We start from the raw sequence: 17,353 nt of genomic DNA, 5'->3' as shown, positions 1-17,353 counted from the left end.
GGCGCTGCCATTCGTGGCGGTGTAGCTCAGCTGGTTAGAGCGCACGACTCATAATCGTGAGGTCCCCGGATCGAGTCCGGGCACCGCTACCAAGACCCTGAGGGGCCCGATCGGAACTTTGGTTCCGGCCGGGCCCCTCGGCTGTTAAACGCCCCCGCTGGCCCCGAAGGCCGGCCCCGCGACCGCAGCCGGCGGGGTCAGGGGAACTCTCACGTCGTTTACTAGAGTGGACGCCATGCCCGCCCTGTATCTCGCCCACGGCATCGCCTGGACCCCCGCGGGCCCCCGGCTGCGCCTGGCAACTCCGGACGGCACGCCGAAAGACCTGCCCGTGACGCAGGGGTCGAGGCTGGGCTTCCGCGTGATGGACCCCCAACGCTACTGCCTGGGCAGCCACCGGGTACTTTCCGCCGCGGAGCGCACGCATGTGCCGTGCCGGCTGCAGGCTCCGGCGGAGCGGGGTCACCAATGTGTGAACTGCTTCCTCAATGACGACCTGCGCTTCATGCATGACAGCCACCGTAGCGGCCGGGCTCCCGAGGGGCTGCTGGCCTACCTCGCCCAACCCCATTGGCTGTATGTGGCGACGTTTGCCAACGGTGCCAGCAAGGTGGGCACGGCGGCTCACGTGCGGAAATCGTTGCGGCTGGCCGAACAAGGCGCGGTGGCCGCCCGTTACGTCGCCCGGGCGCGCGACGGACGGGTGGTGCGGGTACTTGAGGACGCGGTCTCGGGAAACACCGCCCTGACGCAAGCCGTGCGCAGCGCCGCCAAGTTCACCGGGCTGCTGGCGCCGCTGCCGGTGCCCGAGGTGGACCGGCTCAACTCCGGCCATGCTGCCGCTGTGCGCGAACTGCTGCCTGCCGTTCAACTGGAGGGCTTCGACGTCGTCGACGAACAATGGCAGGTCCCGGAGCTGGCGGCACCGGTGCTGGAGGAGGGCATCAAGAGGGGCTATCCGGGCAGCTTTGCCTCGGGCGACCACGGGTTCATCGTGGAGGGCCTCCTGGGCAGCGTCGCGGCCGCGCGGCTGCAGGATGGCGGCCCGCTCTTCTTGGTGGACCTGGGCGGGGTGAAGGGCCGCCGCATCGCCGTCGGCGACTTCGCCTCGGAGCAGCCCGTCATCCAGGAACAGCTGTTTTAGGCGATCGGCAGGCGTTGCCCGGAGCCCGCAGTCCCGCACGGCTCCGCGGTTCGGCTGGCAGGGGGCGTGGCCGGTAACCTTGACGTATGAATCCTTGGGATCTTGGCTCGCCGCTGTACCGCAAGCTGGTCATCTCTGCCATGGTGCTGATCGGCGTCGGGATCCTCCTGTCTGTCATCGCCGCGTCGGCGAGCATCCAATGGCTGATCTGGGCTGCACTGGCCGCCATCATCACGGGTTTGCTGACCCACCTGGCCGGGCTGCTGGTCCGGTTCCGCGACGCCCGGGCCCGGCAGGCAGCCGCCCACCCGCGGGGCACACGGCCAGCGAAGCGTCGATAGTCCCATCCACTCCATCTGAAGGAGATCCATGTCCGAACATGCCGGGGTCAACCCCGACCTCGCCGGCCGCACCTACCCGGCCGGCCCCGCCTACATCGTGGGCCGCGAGAAGATCCGGGAGTTCGCATCGGCGGTCAAGGCCACGCATCCAGCGCACTTCAACGTCGAAGCCGCGCAGGAACTGGGCTATGTCGATCTGGTGGCTCCGCCCACCTTCGCCATCATCGTGGCCCAGCGTGCGGACGCCCGGCTGATCGAGGACCCGGATTCCGGGATCGATTTCTCCCGTGTGGTCCATGCTGACCAGCGGTTCGTGCACCACCGGCCGATCGTCGCCGGCGACGAACTGGTGGCCGAGTTGCACGTTGACCAGGTGCGAGCGATGGGCGGCGGCGCCATGATCACCACCCGGGCGGAAATCAGCACCGTCGCCGGCGAGAAAACGGCCACCACCACGTCGTCGATCCTGGTGAGAGGGGAAGGCCAGTGAGCGTTGAACTGAACGAACTGACTGTTGGACAGGACATTGGCTCACGGAGCATTGAGGTTTCCCGCGCGGACCTGGTCAGGTATGCCGGAGCGTCCGGCGACTTCAACCCGATCCACTGGAACGGACGCTTCGCCGAGCAGGTAGGCCTCCCCGGCGTCATCGCGCATGGCATGTTCACCATGGGTGCCGCGGTGCAGCTGGTGACGGACTGGATCGGCAACCCGGCCGCCGTCGTCGACTACCAGACGCGCTTCACGAAGCCGGTCCTCGTGGAAGATCTCGACGGACCCGGCGCCACAATCGACGTCAGCGGCGCCATCGGGGCCATCGACCAGGACAACGGCACGGCGCGGGTCGACCTCACCGTAACCGCTGCAGGCGTGAAGGTGCTGGTCAAAGCCCAGGCGGTCGTCAAGATTTGGTAAACCGCACCGCGCCCACAGCGGGTGGGAGGCCCGCACCGTGACTGAAACGATTCTTGCGCCGCTGACTACGGTCGGTGTGGGCGGTCCAGCCCGGCAATTCATTGAAGCAGGCTCCGAGTCCGAGATCATCGAGGCCGTCCGTGCCGCCGACGAGTCCGGAGACCACCTGCTCGTCATTGGCGGCGGGTCCAACCTCGTGATTTCCGACGACGGTTACCCCGGCACCGTGGTGGCCATCGCCAACCGCGGCTACAGCGTCCGCGAGGATGACGGCGCCGTCGGACTAACGGTGCAGGCGGGCCACCCATGGGACGAGCTGGTGGCGCTGACGGTCGACAACGGGTGGGCCGGGCTGGAGGCCCTCTCCGGCATTCCCGGACTGACCGGGGCAACGCCCGTTCAGAACGTCGGCGCTTACGGATCCGATGTCTCGCAGACCATCGTCCGGGTGCGAACCTGGGATCGTAAGACCGGGTCCGTCCGGGAATTCGCGAACCGCGACCTCACCTTCGGCTATCGGGATTCGGTCCTGAAACAAAGCACGTCCAATGGATCTCCACGCTTCGTGGTACTGGAAGTCGAGTTCCGCCTGGCCCCCAGCCGTCAGAGCCTTCCGGTCCGTTACGCCGAGCTGGCACGCGTGCTGGGTGTCGACGTCGGAGGCGTGGCCAAGGCCGCCGACGTTCGCCGTGAGGTACTCCGGCTCCGCGCCTCCAAGGGCATGGTCCACGATTTAGCCGACCGGGATACGTTCAGCACGGGCTCGTTCTTCACGAACCCCATCGTCGACATGGACACGGCGGCGAAGCTGCCGGCTGATGCGCCACGCTGGCCGGCCGAGGACAAGGCCAAGCTAAGTGCTGCCTGGCTGATTGACCACGCGGGCTTTTCGAAGGGCTTTGGGCTTTCGGGAACGTCAAACGGTCCCCTCAGCGGCTACGAGGTGGCGGGCGGCCGCGCCTCGCTTTCGACCAAACACACGTTGGCGATTACCAATCGCGGCGGTGCCAGCGCCGAGGATATCCTCGCGATTGCACGCGTAGTCCGGGACGGAGTTGAACGGTCCTTCGGGATCCGGCTTCAGCCTGAGCCCCTTCTGATTGGCTGCAGTCTGTAGCTGCAGTTCTCTTGGTCGCCTGGCTGCCGGTTTAGTCCACGGCACGTTGTGAGCGCCCGGGGCGCCGGCTGTCCGCCCTCCGCCCTCCGGACACCGGGTGTTGCGCGGTGCCCGCATGAGTGCGCCTATGAATGCCCGGCCGCTTCGGACACGAGGTCGTCGTCCGCCAGCGCAGGTTCCTGCCGCGTGAGGTGGGTGAAGTAGGCCGCTGTGCCTGCCAAGGCCACGAGGCCTCCGCGTGCGAAGGCCTCGCGCTGGAACCGGGAGCCCGTGCCTCGCGCCTGGACCTCCTGGCATAGGAGCCCGATGTCGGTCTCGTCCCCGGCGTCGGCAAGGGCCTGCCGGGTGTGCTCCAAGAGCAGGGAGATCACGGTGTCGGCACGGCAAGGAACGCCGGTGAGTGGATGCAGGAGATTGCCGGCGATGCCCCAGCGGCTGGCTTGCCAAGCGGACAACCGGAGTACCGACGCCGGAACCGGTGCAGGGGGCAACCCGGACCTCCACTCTCTCGTCGCCGTCTCCACGAGTGCCCTGGACAATCCGGCGATCAACACTGTGTCGCTGGCCTGAAGGCAGACATCGGCCACCCGGATCTCGACCGTCGGGTGCTTGTGGGACAGCCGCGCGTCGAGATAAAGCATGGCGTGGTCGAGTACGACGCCGCTGTCCAAGGCACGCCGGAGCGAGCGGTGGTAGGCGGCAGCCGAGCCGAATATTTCCGAAGGCCCGGTGCCCGGCCAGCGCAACCAAGCCTGGGTTCTGAAACCGGCATACCCAGTGTCGCGGCCCTGCCAGAACGGGGAATTGCTGCTGAGGGCGGCGAGTACGGGAAGCCAAATCCGAATGCGGTCCAGCACAGCTACGCCCTCCTCCTCAGAATCCACGCTGACGTGGACATGGCAGCTGGAGGTCAAGGACTCTTCTGCGGTCAGCCCGAACTGCGCCCTCAGTGCCTGGACGCGGGTATCAGGAGCTGGATGCGGTGCGGCCGGCGACGGCGATGTGGCCAGCGCAACGGCCCTTGCTCCGGACGCGCGGGCACAAGCGTCGGCCAAGGCTCGTCCGGCCAGAATCTCGGCTGCCAGATCGGACAAGGCTGCGCGGGGCGGGGAGATGACCTCGATCTGTTCCTGCTGGAGTTCGGTTGCGAGCGTCGGGCCGGTTGAGGCAGAGGCAGCAGCGACTTCCTTTTGCCCAGATTGCTGGGCTTCTCCCGCTGTGAGCCGATACTGGTCCATGACGGCTGCCGAGCGCGGCACAGACAGGCCCGTGGCGGGGTCGACCAGCAGTAGCTCCTCTTCGACACCGAAAGTGCGCATGCAACCACCTTTCGCCGGGCTTGTGTTGAGGGTGACGGCCGGGATGCCGCTGCTTAGCCGGGCTCACCAAGAGAGTACGTGCGGGAAGCCGGGCGGTCCACAGCGGCAACCGAACCTCGCCTCACTTCGTTGGCGATCCCCAAGAGGTGTGTGCGGACTCGGCGTCGTGCGTCCAGCCGCGCCGAGCGGGAGGTCCTCGGACATTCGGCGACCCTGTCTGGCGAGGCATGCTCCTAGGGAAGGTCTTCCCGTCCGATCGTCGCGTCAGCCTGCGGGTCTTCGACCTGCGGCGCTCCTGCCGGTCGTGGAATGCGCTGCCGTTCGGCGCGGCGCTTGGAATGTGCGGAAAGCTCGTCATGCCGAATCATGAAGCGGATGATGCTCGGGCGAAGCGCACGAAGATTGACCAGCCCGCTGCCGCAAAGCCAGCAGACCAGTCGGTAGCTGTGGTTCACTTGGACCAACCGGTCGGTACCGTGGTCCATGAGCCAATCGGGCGACAAAAACTCATGCATGGGTGGCAGCAAATGATCGGCGGGCAGTAGCCGCGCGAACGCATCCCGCGGTTCGAAGCACTGTTCCAACTGGAGCATCATCCACCATTCTTCGGAGAGGTAGGCAGGACCGCAGGTCTCCAGGAAGCGCCGAAGGTGAGCCTCCAACCTGAGTGAGCGGTCGAGCTGGATTGGTCTTACCTGACGTTGTTGGACGAAGAACTCCCGTAGCACGTCGTCGACTCGCGCCTTGGGCCTCGCATACCTGGTCACTGTTGAATCCTCTTGCTATGGGTTTCGCTTCATGTCGGTTGGAGCAGTGGGGCGTTTAGAACGGTGGCGGGGTGTTGTCCCATGGGCCGTCCGTGGCTTCGTCGACGCCATCACCGCTGGTCTCATTCCGCGGACTGATTGCCCCGTTGGCTCCGTTTTCCGTGGCTTCTTCTGCGCCGGGGGCTGAGGGGAGCGTGAGCGTCCAGCCTTCGTCGGGGGTGGTGGTGTGGGTGTGGCCGGAGCGGGTGGTGAAGTGGAGGGTCCCGTCGGGGTCCTGGGTGACGGTTCCGCCGCCGTGGTGTTTGGTTTTGTGCCCGGGTTTGCATCTGGCGCTGAGATTTTCGATGACTGTTTTGCCGCCGTCTTCCCAGGCGATGGTGTGGTCGATGTCGCATTGGTCGGCGGGGACGGTGCAGCCGTAGTCGCGGCAGTGGCGGTCGCGTAGCCGGACGAGGCGTTTGAGCCATTCGGGCGGGTGGCGCAGGTCTTTGGCGACGGCGGCTGCCTTGCCATAGTCATCGGTGAGCACGATCAACCAGGACTTGGCGAGCGCGGCAAGGTCGCGGGTCATGCCGGGCGGGATCGGCCCGTAGCCGGTGAGGTCGCCGGGTTCTTCGGCGAGCCGGAGCAGGGTGTGCAGGGGCGCGGTGACGGCGACCGAGGCGGTCACATTCCCGGCACCGCAGGTACAGGGCCCCTGCCCTGCCGTCCCTCCGGCTGCCGTGTTTCGGGCGGTGCACGCCGCAACTTCCGCGTCCGGGATTTTTGGGCCGGTTTTCTCGGGGGCGCCAGGTGGAGCGGCTGCCGTTGTCATTGCCGTTGCGTTCGTTACAGAGCCGAGCACGGTCCCGGATCCGGCAGCAGTTCCGGAACGGCTTGCTGCTCTCGGTCCGGCTGCTCCCTGGTTGGCGACTGTTTCGCCGCCGGTGATTCCGGTAGTTGCCGCGGCTGTGTCGCCGGCGGCGGTTCCGGTTGTGAAGGTGTCTGTGGCGGGCTGGTAGGCGTGGCCGGGGTAGCGCAGGAGCATGTCGGTGAACACGTCGGCGCGGAGTTGGCCCAGGGTGCGGGTTTCGTCGACGGTTTGGAGTTTGCGGGCGTGGGCCTGCATCAGGTTGTAGGCGAGCAGCGCTTTGTCGGCGCTGGTGCGGATGTAAAGTTCGGCCATCCCGTCGTCCTGGGGCTGGTAGTGGACGGTGCGGCGTTCCATCGCGGCCCGGTGCCGGATCTCGAGGGGTTCGGGGTGCAGCCGGTCGCGGACTGTGCGGGCCCTGGCCTGGACGGATTCCAGGGTGATAATCCCGGCGCCGGGAACAACGCGGGCCTCGTAGCCGGCCAGGACCTCGGGCGGCAGGCCGGCGCCTTTGCGGGCGATGGCGGTGGCGCGGGGCAGGTCGAGGTCGCCGGCGTCGAGGGCGGTGAGGGTGGCGGGCAGGCAGGTGGCGATCTGGTGTGCGTCGGCCAGTTCCGCGGCCGCGCGTTGGCGGGGCACGGCCAGGATGGGTGCGAGCTCGGCGGCGGCGTGCCGGCAGATCCCGTCCGGTGCCCCGGCGTCGGGCCCGGTTGCCGGGCGGAGCACGGCCAGGCGGTGCACGGCCCGCAGCCGGCGGGACTGGGTCCAGGCCTCGTGTTTGCGCACCGCCTGGAGGTAGTCGAGGGTCGACCAATCGTCCAGGGCCGCGGGGTCGGTGCCGGCGAGCAGGCCGGCCAGTTCCGCCGGTCCCAGGTCCTGCCAGTCGTCCGCCCACCCCCGCGGGACCGGTGCCGGTTCGGCGGAACCATTGTCCGGCGCGGCACCATCGTCGGACGCGGCAGGGGTACCGGAGGATTCCTCCGGCTCCTGCGCATTGTCCAACGGTTCCGCTGCCATACTTCAACGCTACGCAGCCCACGCCGCGGGTAGAACGGGTCTTCGATGAAAGTGCACAACCTGCCGTCGACACCTGCCTGTGTAGGACAACTCAGCCGGCGGATGGCTGAACGGGGAACCGTCATTCCCCTGTGTAGGACAACTGAGCAGGCGGACGGCTGAACGGGGAGCCGACCCTGCCCGTGCAGGACAAGTCGGAAGGCGAACGATTCGACGCGGAGCCGTCCACTGCCTGTGGAGGACGGCGTCCCCTGCATAGTGTCCTGATGTCGACAGCTCAGGATACGGCGTAGCGGGACTTCCATGGGCAGCCTGCGCCGCCGGAAAAGCGAACTGCCACCAGCGGGAGCCCACCCCTACAACAGCAGGAGCCCGTCCCCAAAGGGACGGGCTCCTCGTGGCTCATGGCTTCCGCCGGCCTCGGGCGGCAGGTCCTAAAGGTTGCCGGTGGCGATGCGCAGCATGCGGCGCAACGGCTCCGCCGCGCCCCACAGGAGCTGGTCGCCCACGGTAAAGGCGCTGATGTACTCGGGACCCATTTCCAGCTTGCGGATACGGCCTACCGGGATCTCGAGCGTGCCGCTGGCCGCCACCGGCGTCAGGTGCTCCATGGTGGCTTCCTTGGTATTGGGAACCACGCGGGACCACTCGTTGTCGGCGTCGATGATCCGCTCGATTTCGGCCACCGGCAGGTCCTCGGTGAGCTTCAATGTCAGGGCCTGCGAGTGCGACCGCATGGCGCCGATACGGACGCACAGGCCGTCGAACGGGATCCGCTTGTCGTCGCTCAAGCCCAGGATCTTGTTGGTCTCGGCGGGGGCTTTCCATTCTTCCTTGGACTGTCCGTTGCCCAGGTCCTTGTCGATCCACGGGATCACGGAACCGGCCAGCGGCACGCCGAACTGGGAAGCATCCAGTTCGGGGCTGCGCTGCTGGGCGAGGATCTTGCGGTCGATTTCCAAGATGGCGGAGGAGGGCTGCGCCAGCTCGTCGGCCACCGCGGCGTTCAGCGTACCGAACTGGTTCAGCAGTTCGCGCATGTGCCGGGCGCCGCCGCCGGAGGCCGCCTGATAGGTCATGGACGTGCCCCACTCGACGAGGCCGTTCTTGAACAGTCCGCCCAGGCCCATGAGCATGCAGGAGACGGTGCAGTTGCCGCCGATGAATTCCTTCACGCCCCGCGCCAGGCCGGCGTCGATCACGTCGCGGTTGACCGGGTCCAGCACGATGATGGAGCTGTCCTGCATCCGCAGGGTGGACGCCGCGTCTATCCACAGGCCGTCCCAGCCGGCGTCGCGCAGCTTCGGGTACACCTCGGCGGTGTAGTCGCCGCCCTGCGCCGTCAGGATGATCGGCAGCTTTGCCAGCGTCTCGATGTCGTACGCGTCCTGCAGCTTGCCCGCACCCGCGGCGAAGGACGGAGCGTCGCCGCCGGCGTTCGACGTGGAGAAAAACACGGGGTTGATGAGGTCGAAGTCGCCTTCATCCTGCATGCGCTGCATGAGGACGGAGCCGACCATGCCGCGCCAACCGATCAGGCCGACGGACTGGGCAGATGAAGTGGCTGCTGGGGAAGTCATGCATTCCATTTTACGGACCGGGTCAATTTAAGCGCTGTGAGTTACACAAGGTAGGCGCTGCGGGTTACACAAAGTAGGCGCGGCGGCTTACACGAGGTGGCGCTGTGAGTTGCACAGAGTGGGTGGAGCGCAAGCGTCACCATGACGACGGCGTTGCCCGGCGCCGGCAATTCCATAGGCCCGGCCTGTCCGCTCCGGCCGGGCCTACACGTAGGGCCTTAGCGCTCCTACTCCGGGCCGCGGACCCAGAGCGAGATGCGGTAGCGGGTGCCGTTGGCCGCGGTGTGCCAGTCCTCGGTGGGGCTGACGCCCTCGAACTTCCATTCCGGGCCGAGCTGGGGGGCGTACGTGTCGCCGTCCGTCTCCAGGTCGATGACCGTCACCGAGGCCGCGTTCGCGTGCTGCCTGGCGAGGTTGAAGATCTCGCCGCCGCCCAGGATCCAGATTTGGTCGCTGCCCGGGCTGGCCGCCGCCTCCGCCAGGGCGTCTTCGATGGTTTCGACGACGACGGCGCCCGCAGCGGCCAGCTGCCCGCGCAGTTCCGGCCTCCGGCTGACCACGATGTTGGTGCGCCCCGGCAGCGGCCGGTACTTGTCGGGAAATGACTCCCAGGTCTTGCGTCCCATGATCACCGGATGGTTCAGCGTGGTCCGCTTGAAGTGTGCCAGGTCCTCGGGCAGGTGCCAGGGCATGCCGCCGTCGCGGCCGATGACGCCGTTGCTGGTCTGTGCCCAGATCATCCCGACCACCGGAGCGGAGAGCGCCCCGGTCCGTCCGGCCCCGAGTACGGCTTCGGCGACGCTGTCCGGGTACGGGCGCGCGGCTGGGTGGTCGGCGCTCATACGGCCACCGGTGCCTTAATGGCCGGGTGGTGCTGGTAGCCGGCCACCTCGAAGTCCTCCAGCGAGTAGTCGAAGATGCTCTCGGGCTTCCGCAGGATGTTGAGCGTGGGGTAGGGGTAGGGCTCGCGCGACAGCTGCTCGCGGACCTGGTCCACGTGGTCGTCGTAGACGTGCACGTCGCCGCCGGTCCACACGAAGTCGCCCGGTTCCAGGCCCACCTGCTGGGCCAGCATCAGGGTGAGCAGCGCGTAGGAGGCGATGTTGAACGGCACGCCCAGGAACATGTCGGCGCTGCGCTGGTACAGCTGGCAGGACAGCCGGCCGTCCGCCACGTAGAACTGGAAGAACGCGTGGCACGGCGGCAAGGCCATGTTCTTGATCTCGGCCACGTTCCACGCGGATACGATGTGGCGGCGCGAATCCGGATTGTTCTTCAGGTCATCGACCAGCTGGGCGATCTGGTCGATGTGTCCGCCGTCGGGCGTGGGCCAGGACCGCCACTGCACCCCGTAGACCGGGCCGAGCTCGCCGTCGGCGTCCGCCCATTCGTTCCAGATCTTGACCCCGCGCTCCTGCAGCCATTTCACGTTCGAGTCGCCGCGCAGGAACCACAGCAGCTCCAGCGCCACGGACTTGAAGTGCACGCGCTTGGTGGTGATCAGCGGGAACCCCTGGGCCAGGTCGTAACGGAGCTGGCGGCCGAAGACGCTGCGGGTGCCGGTGCCGGTGCGGTCGGATTTGGCCCGGCCGTTGGCCATGACGTCGCGCAGCAGGTCCTCGTACGGGGTGGGAATCGCGTTCACAGCGTCCAGTGTAGTTGAGGGGTGCTGCGGCGGCTGCCGAGGGACGGCAGGCTCACGGTGCGTCCGGTGCGTCCGGTGCGAACCCGCGCGGGCGCCGCAACTGGCCGCGAACCAGGTTCAGGACCGTCTCATCGTCCAGTCCCGCGTCGCGGGCGGCGCGCACCAAATGTACGACGGCGAGGCCCACCTCGGCGGATCCCGCTGCGGTTTGGTGCGTGGCGGCTGCCGTGTCAGCCACGGTAGTGCCATGGCGCCGGCGGCTGACGAGCAGGCCCGCGGCCTCAAGCTCCTTGTACGCACGGGCCACGGTGCCGGCGGCCACACCCAGATCTGCGGCCAGGCTGCGCACCGGGGGCAGGCGTTGTCCGGCAGCCAAGGTGCCGACGGCGATGAGCGAGGCGACCTGGCTGCGGATCTGTTCGTACGGGGGAGTCGGTGCCGCCAGATCCACCCGGATCTGGGTGCTCACGGTGTGCGGTCCTGGCGAACAGCGGGCTCGTCGCGGTCCCGGCCGAGGTCGCGCGGCCCGCCGACGGCGTTGCCGGAGGGCTGCGTGACGGGGTGGCCGACATAGCTGGCCATCGAACGGCGCGGCCGCGATGCTCCCGGTAGAAGCGCCAGCACGATGGCGGCCAGGTAGAGCACGGCCGTGGTGATGCGGAGCGCTGTATGCAGGCCGGGGGAAAGCTGGTGGAGGTAGGACGAGATGCCGCCGTCCAGGAACCAGCCCCAGGCCGCCGGATGGGCGTTGAGCAGTTGGGCGGTCAGGGCGAACAGCCCGCCGGCGGTCATCCGCGCAACGCGGAAGCCGGAAACGCAGCGGAGCAAGTTGTCCGCCTCCGGAGTTGCCTCGAACAGCGGGGGACGGCGGTGCACCAACAGGACGGCCGCTGCCCCGAGCAAGAGCAGGGCAAGACCGGCCACGGCGAAGGCTGCCAGCAGGTCGGGCTGTCGGCCCGGGGCGGCGGCATTGAAGCCGATGGCGACGGCCAGCAGCACCGCGCCGGCGGCAACGGCGGCAAGGAGCGGGCGCGGAACCAGCCGGGTCGCAGGCATCATCCGGTCGTCAGAGGGCGAGCCGGAAGTGGCTTGGCCGGACGATCTGGTGTGGCCGCGCCAGAGCCGAACTTCCCCGGCTGCGACAACGGCCAAAAACACGGCCACCGGCACCGCAAACGCCAGAGGCAGCAATAGTAAGGGCGAAGCAGGGAAGATGGGGTTCCCGTCGTCGGAGACGGTGGCCGGCTGGACCGCGAAACCGGCCCACCCACCGACAGCAACCAGCGCAACTGCGGTGAAGACCATCGCGACGGTATGCATGGACTCCGTGATCTCCTGCCCCGCGGCATAGCTGCCGCGGTAGATGACCGGACGGCCCGGAGTGCCGTCGGGGGCCAGCAGGGGAGGGCGCCACAGGGCCATGGCGATCATTAGCGTGACCGTGAGCCAGCCTGCCAGTTGCTGGGCGGGTTCCCAGCCGGTGGCCGGTGCCGGTCCGTCGAGGATGAGGGCCGGCGCCTGGTGATTGGCGAAGCTGACTGCCATGGTGCCGAGCGTGGCGAAGAGCAAGGTGGCCGTGCGGAACAATCGATTGATGAGGATGCGCCGCAAGATGTCGTTGTCCTCGCGGTTGAGCGAGTCCACGGAGCGTCTGCGCACGACGACCGCCGTCGCCGCGGCGACACCGGCCGCGAGCGTCAGGATGCCGATCAGCAGGATCGGGGCAAAGTAGCTGCCGGGCTGGCGGCCGTTGTGCCCGCCGGAGACCTCAACACCGGCGAAGGATTGGGAACCGCTGAATCCGTCGATGCCCGGCAACTCCCGGACGACGATCGCCGCGATCACGGCCAGCACGGCCGCCGAAATCATGACTGAGAGCAGCGCCGGGGGGATGTAGTCGCGGATGCGCCGGATAGTGATGTCGGCGCGGCGGACCCTGCCGCGGGGCTTGGGCCAGGTGTATTGGCCGATGATGTAGATTCCGGCCAGGCTGACCAGCGGCACCAGGACGGTTAGGAGGTCAGCCAGCCAGGAAGGCGCCGGTGTATGTCCGGCGTAGTAGGCGGCCGGAATATCGCCGACCTTCGAGGCCGCAGACAGCCCGCTGGCGAAGAACGCGATGAGGGCCGTCCAGAACGCATGCATCCGGGCGGCGTCCAGTCCGGCCCCGTCCGATGGATCGGTGTCCACGCCGGAGCCCGCCTCCGCGAGGATGGCTGCACTGGCGCCGGCCCTGCCAGCGATGATCCGCAGCACGCCGTAGATGATGACGGCGCCGAACAGCAGGCCGGTGATGGTGCTGGTCAGTAAGTCCACGATCCCCCTCGTGCTGTATCAATGGATCAAGTATTTGATACAAAACGGCAAGGGGTCAAGGGTGGGGGTTGCCGGGCGGCGGCACGAGCACTCGTCAGGTGCCGCTAGTCGTCGTAGGCGTCGAGTATTTCGAGCGCGACGATCCGCCCGCCCCGGTGCTTGGCGATGTGGCAGACCAGCACGGCTCCCGGCCGCAGGTAGGGATCGTCCGTGGGCAGCTGCGCGGCGAGTTCGGGATCCATCCGGTCCGCCAGCACCTGGAACAGGTTCGGCAGCACCGGCCGGTGGCTGCAGACGGCGGTGGGCTTGCCCTTGTCGAGCATCTGGATGAGGGCGGCCCGGGCCTTCTTCGGGTTGCGCTCGTTGTTGTGTTCGGTGATGGCCTCGACGGTCCGCAGCTTGGTCTGGGTGTGCAGCACGTACGGGGTGACGGTCTGAACGCAGCGCAGCCAGGGGCTCGAGACGATCCGTTTGGGCTTCCACACGGACAGCATTCGGCACACGGCCAGCGCCTGCCGCCGCCCGGTGGCGACCAGCGGGCGCTCGCCCTCGGCCTGCGACCAGGCGGACCGCGGTTTGGCCTTGGCGTGGCGGACGACGACGAACGGATAGGTATCGAGTTCGTCCCGCCGGTGCGCGGCCTCCAACGCGTCCAGCGGTTCCACGTCGGAACGGTTGGTCAAGAGTTCACGGGCCCGGGCGGGCGGACACCACAGCACGCGGTCCACCTCGTCGCCGTCGGGCACGGGGTCCTGTTTCTCCAGCTTGGCGGCCCAGTACACCACCTGCTTGAGTCCGGCGCTGACCCGGTAGCGGATGGTGGGCAGCGGGATGCCCAGGCGCACCTGGACGCCGATTTCCTCGTGGACCTCGCGGACGGCGCACTCGGGCGTGGTTTCGCCCCTGTCCAGCTTGCCCTTGGGCCAGGACCAGTCGTCGTAGCGCGGCCGGTGGATCAGCAGCACTTCCAGCCGGCCCTGGCGGACGCGCCAGCACAAAGCCCCGGCGGCGGTGATCCTGGCGCCCGGGGGAGCGCCGGCGTCGCTGGTCTTGCTCTGCGTCATCAGCGGCGGGTGGCGGTGCGCTGGCGGGAGCGGGAGGCGAGCAGCCAGGACTGGATATCCGAGAGCGGGTTGCCGTCGTCGTCCTTGTGGTGCCTGGTCCACGCGCCGTCGCTGTCCAGGTGCCAGCTGGCGGTTCCGGGGTCCATGTAACGGTCCATCAGGAACAGCAGGTCGTTGATGTCCTCCCGGGAGTTCAGTTGCACCAGCGCCTCCACGCGGCGGTCGAGGTTGCGGTGCATCATGTCGGCGGAGCCGATGTAGACCACCGGTTCGCCGCCGTTGGCAAAGCCGAACACGCGCGAATGCTCCAGGAACCGGCCGAGGACGGAGCGGACCCGGATGTTTTCGCTCAGCCCGGGGACACCCGGCCGCACCGCGCAGATCCCGCGGACGATCACATCGACCCGCACGCCGGCCTGCGAGGCGCGGTAGAGCGAGTCGATGACGGCCTCGTCCACCATCGAGTTCACCTTGATCACCACGCGGGCGGCGCGTCCGGCCTTGCTGTTGGCGATCTCCTTCTCGATCCGGTCGATCAGGCCGGAGCGCACCGACCGCGGGGCCACCAGCAGTCGCTTGAATGTGGACTTCGGGGCGTAGCCGGAGAGCTGGTTGAACAGCTTGGACAGGTCCTCGCCCACCTGGTAGTTCGCCGTCAGCAGGCCCAGGTCCTCGTAATAGCGGGCGGTGCGCGGGTGGTAGTTGCCGGTGCCGATGTGGCAGTAGCGGCGCAGCCCGTCGCCTTCCTGGCGGACCACCAGCGAGAGCTTGCAGTGTGTCTTCAGGCCCACGATGCCGTAGACCACGTGGACGCCGGCCTGTTCCAGCTTCCGCGCCCAGTCGATGTTGGCCTGCTCGTCGAACCGGGCCTTGATCTCCACCAGCGCCAGCACCTGCTTGCCGGCTTCGGCGGCGTCGATCAGCGCGTCCACGATCGGCGAGTCACCCGAGGTCCGGTACAGCGTCTGCTTGATCGCCTGCACCTTCGGGTCGGCGGCGGCCTGCTCCAGGAAGGCCTGCACGGAGGTGGAGAACGAGTCGTACGGGTGGTGCAGCAGGATGTCGCGCCGGCGCATGGCCGCGAAGACGTTGGCCGCCTTGGACGTTTCGCTTTCGTTCAGGTGGCGGCTGGTGTGCGCCAACTGCTTCGGATACTTCATGTCCGGCCGGTCGATCTGGTAGATCGCCTCCAGCCCGCGAAGGTCCAGCGGCGCGGGCAGCGCGTACACCTCGGATTCTTCGACGCCGAGTTCGCGCACCAGCAGCTCGCGTACGCTGGGATTGATGTCCGTGGCCACTTCCAGCCGCACGGGCGGCCCGAACCGGCGGCGCAGCAGTTCCTTCTCCAGCGCCTGGAGCAGGTTCTCGGCGTCGTCCTCTTCGACTTCCAGGTCCTCGTTGCGGGTCACCCGGAACGTGTGGTGCTCCAGCACTTCCATGCCCTGGAAGAGCAGGTCCAGGTGCTGGGCGATGACGTCTTCCAGGGTGATGAACCGGGCCGTGCGGCCGGGGATCGAGCCGGCGCGGGGGCCGTCCACGGGGATCAGCCGCGAGAGCTGGTCCGGGACCTTGAGGCGGGCAAAGAGTTCCTTTTCGCTCACCGGATTGCGCACGATCACGGCCAGGTTCAGCGAGAGCCCGGAGATGTAGGGGAAGGGGTGGGCCGGGTCCACGGCCAGCGGCGTCAGGATCGGGAACACCCGCTCCCGGAACATCACGGACAGTTCGGTCCGCGCCGCCTCGTCCAGTTCGTCCCAGCGCACGATGTGGATGTGTTCGTAGGCCAGCGCCGGGCGGATCTGCTCGGCGAAGATCCGGGCGTGGCGCTGCTGCAGCTTGTGCGCGGCGACCTTGATTTGTTCGAGCTGCTCGATCGGGGAGAGCCCGGCGGCGGACGGCACGGCCAGCCCGGTGGCGATCCGGCGCTTCAGGCCCGCCACCCGGACCATGAAGAACTCGTCCAGGTTGGAGGCGAAGATGGAGAGGAAGTTCAACCGCTCCAGCAGGTAGAGGTCCTCGTCCTCGGCCAGTTCCAAGACCCGTGCGTTGAAGTCCAGCCAGCTGATTTCCCGGTCGAGGAAGCGTTCCAGCGTGAAGTCCCCGTCGGGCGCCAGCGAGGGCGCGAATTCCGGAATGTCGATGCGGTCCTGGGTGGCGCGGGCAGGGACCATTTCCGAGGAACCCAGCCGGGGAATGGCTGCGGCTTCGGGTTCGATGACCATGCTCTCTCCTGGGGCGTTGGGGCGGGCCGGACTCACCTCATCGTAGAGGCGTCCGGTAGCTATAAGGTTACCGACTGTTGCCCGCCGGCCTGCTCCTGCGGTGCGTACATCACATCCGCATCCCAGCGGGTGAAACCCAGCTTGCGGTACAGCCCGACGGCGGGCTCGTTGTCCGCGTCGACGTAGAGCATGATGGCGTGCTCGCCGGCGTCCTGCAGGTGCTTGATGCCGGCGATGGTCAGCGCCTTGCCCAGCCCGGTGCCCTGCGCCTGCGGCGTGACGCCCACGACGTACACTTCGCCGATGGACGGGTGGCTGCCGGAGCGCGGGTGGACCTTGGTCCAGTGGAACCCGACCAGGCCGCCGCCGTCCTCGCGCTCGGCCAGCAGGAAGCCGGCCGGGTCGAACCAGTCCTCGGCCATCCGCGCCTTCAGGTCGGAGAGCGTCATCGCGCCCTGTTCGGGGTGGTCGGCGAAGGCAGCGGCGTTGGCCGCCAGCCACGCCTCCTCATCCCTGCCGGGCACGAAGGAACGGATGGCCACGCCGGGCGGCAATTCGGCGGCGGGCAATCCGGTCGGGTGGGTCAGGCGCATCCGCCACAGTTCCCGGACCGGGGCGAAACCGAAGCGCGCGGCCAGCCGCCCCGCGGCCTCATGGCCGCCGTGCGACCAGGCCTTGAGGCCCGTCAGTTCGGTGTGCTGCCGGACGGCTTCGACCAGCCGGGTCCCCACCCCTTCGGCGCGGTAGGAAGGGTGCACCACCAGTTCCAGGACGTTGTCGGTGCCGGCAGCGGTGGTAAGGCTGACGACGGCGACGCCGGCCAGCGCCGTCGCGGTGGCGGGATCGGAGCGCTCTTCGCCCGCGTAGGTCGCCAGCACCAGCACGTCGGCCGACTCCGCAGCCCGCAGGTTCACCCACGTCTGCTCGGAGAGCGGGGGATTGCCGTCGGCCTCCTCGGCGGCGGCGGCCAGCGCCTTGATGTCCGCGAGGGTCTCGGCGTCGGGGGCGCCCTTGATGGTCAGCACGGGCCAGAGGTCCGAATCCGATGCAGTCATG

Annotated in this window: 16 protein-coding genes and 1 tRNA gene; 6 read left to right on the top strand and 11 right to left on the bottom strand. The window is 68.1% G+C overall.

What is annotated here, in order from left to right; genetic code table 11:
• Window positions 1-15 precede the first annotated feature (15 nt).
• The 6 genes from AC5RVG_RS03760 (at window position 16) to AC5RVG_RS03735 (ending at window position 3,517) form a co-directional block, all read left to right on the top strand.
• A tRNA-Met gene (locus AC5RVG_RS03760) sits at window positions 16-92 on the top strand.
• A gap of 143 nt (window positions 93-235) precedes the next feature.
• On the top strand, window positions 236-1,144 hold the full coding sequence (locus AC5RVG_RS03755) for a DUF2797 domain-containing protein (protein WP_494012760.1): 909 nt from the start codon (window positions 236-238) through the stop codon (window positions 1,142-1,144).
• Between the two features lie 86 nt (window positions 1,145-1,230).
• Entirely contained in the window at window positions 1,231-1,485 is a 255-nt protein-coding gene (locus AC5RVG_RS03750) for a hypothetical protein (protein WP_494000538.1), read from the top strand.
• 28 nt (window positions 1,486-1,513) lie between these two features.
• Window positions 1,514-1,975: an FAS1-like dehydratase domain-containing protein gene (locus tag AC5RVG_RS03745; protein ID WP_494012759.1), complete on the top strand. Its 462-nt coding sequence runs from the start codon at window positions 1,514-1,516 to the stop codon at window positions 1,973-1,975.
• Window positions 1,972-2,400, top strand: a complete 429-nt coding sequence (locus tag AC5RVG_RS03740) for a MaoC family dehydratase (RefSeq protein ID WP_494000536.1) — start codon at window positions 1,972-1,974, stop codon at window positions 2,398-2,400. The genes AC5RVG_RS03745 and AC5RVG_RS03740 overlap by 4 nt, the downstream gene beginning before the upstream one ends.
• Before the next feature lie 37 nt (window positions 2,401-2,437).
• Window positions 2,438-3,517 (top strand): UDP-N-acetylmuramate dehydrogenase, encoded by a 1,080-nt coding sequence (locus tag AC5RVG_RS03735; protein ID WP_494012758.1) that lies wholly within the window; start codon window positions 2,438-2,440, stop codon window positions 3,515-3,517.
• 125 nt (window positions 3,518-3,642) lie between these two features.
• Here AC5RVG_RS03735 and AC5RVG_RS03730 read toward each other — a convergent pair whose 3' ends face one another.
• The 11 genes from AC5RVG_RS03730 to mshD all read right to left on the bottom strand — a co-directional run bounded on the left by AC5RVG_RS03730 (window position 3,643) and on the right by mshD (window position 17,352).
• Window positions 3,643-4,836: a carboxylate-amine ligase gene (locus tag AC5RVG_RS03730; RefSeq protein WP_494012757.1), complete on the bottom strand. Its 1,194-nt coding sequence runs from the start codon at window positions 4,834-4,836 to the stop codon at window positions 3,643-3,645.
• Between the two features lie 233 nt (window positions 4,837-5,069).
• Window positions 5,070-5,432 carry a hypothetical protein gene (locus tag AC5RVG_RS03725; protein WP_494012756.1) on the bottom strand — a complete coding sequence of 121 codons (363 nt, stop codon included), beginning with the start codon at window positions 5,430-5,432 and terminating at the stop codon, window positions 5,070-5,072.
• A gap of 226 nt (window positions 5,433-5,658) precedes the next feature.
• Complete coding sequence (locus tag AC5RVG_RS03720) at window positions 5,659-7,470, bottom strand: HNH endonuclease signature motif containing protein (protein WP_494012755.1); 1,812 nt, start codon at window positions 7,468-7,470, stop codon at window positions 5,659-5,661.
• 434 nt (window positions 7,471-7,904) lie between these two features.
• Window positions 7,905-9,050 carry an aspartate-semialdehyde dehydrogenase gene (gene asd / locus AC5RVG_RS03715; RefSeq protein ID WP_494000531.1) on the bottom strand — a complete coding sequence of 382 codons (1,146 nt, stop codon included), beginning with the start codon at window positions 9,048-9,050 and terminating at the stop codon, window positions 7,905-7,907.
• A 227-nt stretch (window positions 9,051-9,277) separates the two neighbouring features.
• On the bottom strand, window positions 9,278-9,892 hold the full coding sequence (locus AC5RVG_RS03710; RefSeq protein ID WP_494012754.1) for a dihydrofolate reductase: 615 nt from the start codon (window positions 9,890-9,892) through the stop codon (window positions 9,278-9,280).
• Window positions 9,889-10,650, bottom strand: coding sequence for a thymidylate synthase (locus tag AC5RVG_RS03705; RefSeq protein WP_494013000.1), 762 nt, complete (start codon window positions 10,648-10,650; stop codon window positions 9,889-9,891). The genes AC5RVG_RS03710 and AC5RVG_RS03705 overlap by 4 nt, the downstream gene beginning before the upstream one ends.
• Before the next feature lie 97 nt (window positions 10,651-10,747).
• Window positions 10,748-11,164, bottom strand: coding sequence for a GntR family transcriptional regulator (locus AC5RVG_RS03700; RefSeq protein ID WP_494012753.1), 417 nt, complete (start codon window positions 11,162-11,164; stop codon window positions 10,748-10,750).
• Window positions 11,161-13,011, bottom strand: a complete 1,851-nt coding sequence (locus AC5RVG_RS03695) for a hypothetical protein (RefSeq protein WP_494012752.1) — start codon at window positions 13,009-13,011, stop codon at window positions 11,161-11,163. The genes AC5RVG_RS03700 and AC5RVG_RS03695 overlap by 4 nt, the downstream gene beginning before the upstream one ends.
• 104 nt (window positions 13,012-13,115) lie before the next feature.
• Window positions 13,116-14,075 carry an NUDIX hydrolase gene (locus AC5RVG_RS03690; protein WP_494000527.1) on the bottom strand — a complete coding sequence of 320 codons (960 nt, stop codon included), beginning with the start codon at window positions 14,073-14,075 and terminating at the stop codon, window positions 13,116-13,118.
• Window positions 14,075-16,297: an RNA degradosome polyphosphate kinase gene (locus tag AC5RVG_RS03685; protein ID WP_494012751.1), complete on the bottom strand. Its 2,223-nt coding sequence runs from the start codon at window positions 16,295-16,297 to the stop codon at window positions 14,075-14,077. Before AC5RVG_RS03685 ends, AC5RVG_RS03690 begins: the two co-directional genes overlap by 1 nt.
• Before the next feature lie 59 nt (window positions 16,298-16,356).
• Window positions 16,357-17,352, bottom strand: coding sequence for a mycothiol synthase (mshD, locus tag AC5RVG_RS03680; protein ID WP_494012750.1), 996 nt, complete (start codon window positions 17,350-17,352; stop codon window positions 16,357-16,359).
• Window position 17,353 lies beyond the last annotated feature (1 nt).

The organism is Arthrobacter senegalensis (assembly GCF_059091765.1).
This window is presented reverse-complemented; position numbering and strand designations above follow the sequence as displayed.

What these genes read in the sequence shown, in the direction of transcription:
- AC5RVG_RS03755 (WP_494012760.1), top strand. Translation starts at nt 236, where the DNA reads ATGCCCGCCCTGTATCTCGCCCACGGCATCGCCTGGACCCCCGCGGGC.
- AC5RVG_RS03750 (WP_494000538.1), top strand. Translation starts at nt 1,231, where the DNA reads ATGAATCCTTGGGATCTTGGCTCGCCGCTGTACCGCAAGCTGGTCATC.
- AC5RVG_RS03745 (WP_494012759.1), top strand. Translation starts at nt 1,514, where the DNA reads ATGTCCGAACATGCCGGGGTCAACCCCGACCTCGCCGGCCGCACCTAC.
- AC5RVG_RS03730 (WP_494012757.1), bottom strand. Translation starts at nt 4,836, where the DNA reads ATGCGCACTTTCGGTGTCGAAGAGGAGCTACTGCTGGTCGACCCCGCC.
- AC5RVG_RS03725 (WP_494012756.1), bottom strand. Translation starts at nt 5,432, where the DNA reads ATGATGCTCCAGTTGGAACAGTGCTTCGAACCGCGGGATGCGTTCGCG.
- AC5RVG_RS03720 (WP_494012755.1), bottom strand. Translation starts at nt 7,470, where the DNA reads ATGGCAGCGGAACCGTTGGACAATGCGCAGGAGCCGGAGGAATCCTCC.
- asd (WP_494000531.1), bottom strand. Translation starts at nt 9,050, where the DNA reads ATGACTTCCCCAGCAGCCACTTCATCTGCCCAGTCCGTCGGCCTGATC.
- AC5RVG_RS03710 (WP_494012754.1), bottom strand. Translation starts at nt 9,892, where the DNA reads ATGAGCGCCGACCACCCAGCCGCGCGCCCGTACCCGGACAGCGTCGCC.
- AC5RVG_RS03705 (WP_494013000.1), bottom strand. Translation starts at nt 10,650, where the DNA reads ATGGCCAACGGCCGGGCCAAATCCGACCGCACCGGCACCGGCACCCGC.
- AC5RVG_RS03690 (WP_494000527.1), bottom strand. Translation starts at nt 14,075, where the DNA reads ATGACGCAGAGCAAGACCAGCGACGCCGGCGCTCCCCCGGGCGCCAGG.
- AC5RVG_RS03685 (WP_494012751.1), bottom strand. Translation starts at nt 16,297, where the DNA reads ATGGTCATCGAACCCGAAGCCGCAGCCATTCCCCGGCTGGGTTCCTCG.
- mshD (WP_494012750.1), bottom strand. Translation starts at nt 17,352, where the DNA reads ATGACTGCATCGGATTCGGACCTCTGGCCCGTGCTGACCATCAAGGGC.